We start from the raw sequence: 2,847 nt of genomic DNA, 5'->3' as shown, positions 1-2,847 counted from the left end.
GAATCCCAAAATAACGACAAAAAGCAATAAAAACAGGCACACGATGACGACAGCTCCCCTGTTGCCGTGTTACGAGGAAACGAAAGAAGTTTTCTCCGGTTTCTGGTATGGCACCACCGGAAAACTTCAGGCAATAGTCACTGATCGCCTTAATGCGTTGCGTCGTGTCTTTGGCTTTCTTTATTCTCAGCAAAGGCGCCTGTATTTCTGATGGTTGCTGGCCAATGTTCGTCAGCACTTCTTCCAGTACTGTTTTCATGCCTTCTGAACAGCGGGCATCAAAACGGTTTGATTCTTTTAACCGGGCTGCTTTTAACCGGGCTTCTTTAGCAGATTTTTCTTTGCCCGGTTTCCGGCGTTCTACAACATAAGTAAATCGAATACTCTGGTTGGCTCTGGCCTCTGGAATAGACAGTGTGTGAAGCCCGGTATACCGGTCCCTGACCAGGGTAAACGGCCAATCGGGTTTCATGCGCAGGGCTACTATATAGTTATCAGGCTCCAGGCTGGGCAAGGCGTAGCGACCATTGTCCGATGTCCAGTCAAAGGTTGCCAGCGTTTGGTTGCTGGCTAATGTCACTGGCTGGTCATGCTCTGGTAACCGGGCAGGTATGATAATTTCGGCCCCCTGCAGGTGTTTATCATTAATACTGATCAGTTGGACTTCGCCCTCAGTAAACACACAAACATCCTCTGCCCACCATCGATACATCCCGGGAGAATAGTGCCTATGTTCGAAAATTACATATTCGTTAAGTTTTGACTTACCCCAGCTCTCATAGTTCGTTATATGGTCCAATGCCGGAGCCTCATTCCCAAGGGCTTCTGGATGGTATTTTTCAGGTGCTTTATCACCGTAAATAGCCATCGCTTTATTAACAGGTTGTAGCTCATGGTTTGCTCTCTGATCCAGTGCCGGAGCCTGTTCTTTGTAAGCTTGTGGAATGTACTTTTCAGTAGCCTCACCGCCGTAAAAAGCCAACGCTTTATTGACGGGTTGTGACTCATGGTTCGTTTTCTGGTCCAATGCCGGAGTTTGTTCCTCGTGGACTTGTGGCATGTCTTCTTCAGGAGTGTTATCACCGACGAAAGCGGATGCTTCGTCGATAAAATCGTCTACCAAATGGTTCGCCAGATCACTGAGCTGATGCCAGAATGCAGGCCACCATTGAACATCATCGGCCTTCCACGCGCTTATCCGCTGGTCAGCCGCCTGAAGATAAGGCTGGTTAGTGGACATTTTCAGCGTTTGTTGCTCTTCTGTCGTCATGGGAAATACACTACCAGCGTCCATGCCGGTACTGCTAAACGTACGATCAAACCAGCACTGTTGCCAGTGTCGGTAAAGTGCCCGGGTGAGAATGTCGTCCGACTCATCCGGCTTCAGGGAAAGACCGGATGCTTGCCATTTGGCCTGAGCCACACCCTTAATGATTTCGGTTTTGGCTTCCTTTTTTGTCAGACCGGTCTTAATACGGATTTCACAGTTTTTTTCATCAACACTGTTGCAATCGCTGCCTCGTATCAACCACGGGCGATTCATTTTCGGTACCGTTTCGTTGAACCATTTGCAAAGTCCGGCATCAAGCTCGCTTTTACCCATGGCAATAGCCGACGACTTTGGCAGTTTATCCAGTGATACATTGGCTGCCATCAGGTAAAGCCGGTAGTGCTGGTTGAGGCATTGGTGAAGGCCGTTTTCAGTAAAATCACCGCCTCTGATGACGGCTCTGGTGACATTCTGTAAATCAAGACTGGTCGGCTGCAACGGCAGTTTTTTCTGTTGCAGGCAAGTCCTCAAACGACAGTGTATATTAGCCAGATCTTCAGCGATTATTTTCCCCTGTGGGGTCTGTGGCAACACTTTCTCAGCAATGGCCTGCAATTCTGCCGGGCTGTACTGCCGGATAGGTAAATGTCGGAAACGCCCTTTCAGCGCCGGTGATAAGGGTTTGCGTCCGCTGTACTCGGGTGGGTTGGTCGTGGCAAACAGGTGGAAGCCCGGATGCGCGTCACCGGCCAATATGTCGTTCAGCTCACCTTCCAGGTGCTGGCTGTCGATCAGATTCATTTCCGAGATGACCACGATGCCGCCATTCACTTTTGCCGTCTGGATTTTTTCACACACTTTGTTCCAGGAGCAATCACAGGCATTCAGGGAAAAGACTCCCGGCATGGATTCTCCCCGCTGCCTGGCCTGCTGTTTGACACTGTCGATCATCAGATTCAGCGTGGCATCTTTACCCCGTCCGGCCGGGCCTTCAACCAGCGTCGCCTGACGGCCGCCGTGTTTTCTGTTGAGATGATAGGCCTGCTGACACCGACTTAAATCCTGTCCGAGCTGTTGCACAAGTTCACTGACTGCCGATCCGGAGGTATCAAAATCAGGTCGGGTTTGTTCGGTGAATGTCATGAAGGGCTGCTGTATATCCTGCAGGTTCTGTGTACGAACTTTGTCGCTCAGGGTGTTGTCCGGTTGGTAACGGGCAGAAAACCAGATTTCCAGTGCTGACAGGGCATCCTGATGGGTTTCAGTGATTTCGGGGCCCAGTACATCCCGAAAACTTTGTTGGATCAAACCGTTTATTTGCTTACTGGTGACACTGTCGTTTACGGGTAGTGAACGATCCAGATACCAACCCACCCAACTACAGATATCCGTTAAATCCCTGGGGGTAAACTCATGTTCCGGCAACAGCTCCTGATAGTATTGCCAGAGTGTCATCACACTCTCAGTAGCATTCCTGGCCATTGTGTTGATTCGAGTGTCTGGCAGATGCCTTTGTAACTGATTGACCAGAGCCGGTTCCACCACTCTGTCTCGAAGAAATGCCTGGTCCAGACGGG

At 50.1% G+C, this 2,847-nt stretch carries 1 protein-coding gene; it reads right to left on the bottom strand.

Annotated features, from left to right (window positions below; all coding sequences use genetic code 11):
• On the bottom strand, positions 1–2,847 hold a 2,847-nt coding region (locus tag KDK18_RS12515; RefSeq protein WP_257255261.1), incomplete at both ends, for a hypothetical protein.

This window comes from Endozoicomonas sp. SESOKO3 (assembly GCF_024606255.1).
This window is presented reverse-complemented; position numbering and strand designations above follow the sequence as displayed.